Here is a 399-nt window from a genome sequence, read left to right as displayed (position 1 = left end):
TGAGGAAGGCTTCCTCTTCGGCGGCGAGGCCGTCGCGGCGGAGTTCGTTCCAGGAGGTGACGGACCAGACGTCGGCGGAGACGGACCAGTCCTCGGCGAGGATCCGCTGGGCTTCGAGGGCCCAGGGGACGGAGACGCCGGAGGCCAGGAGCTGGGTCCGGGGGCCGTCGATCTTGGCGGGGGCGAGCAGGTAGATGCCCTTGAGGACGCCCTCGACGTCCAGTTCCTCGGGTTCGGCGGGCTGGATGATGGGCTCGTTGTACACGGTGAGGTAGTACATGAGGTTTTTGTCCGTGCTGTCCGGGCCGTACATCCGTTCGAGGCCGTCGCGGATGATGTGGCCCATTTCGTAGCCGTAGGCGGGGTCGTAGGTGACTACTGCCGGGTTGGTGGAGGCGA

The 399-nt window shown here is 66.7% G+C and carries 1 protein-coding gene; it reads right to left on the bottom strand.

Annotated features, from left to right (window positions below; translation table 11 throughout):
• On the bottom strand, nucleotides 1-399 hold a 399-nt coding region (locus AC5RT3_RS20675), incomplete at both ends, for a transketolase-like TK C-terminal-containing protein (protein ID WP_494125117.1).

The organism is Arthrobacter sp. Y3221159 (assembly GCF_059089885.1).
This window is presented reverse-complemented; position numbering and strand designations above follow the sequence as displayed.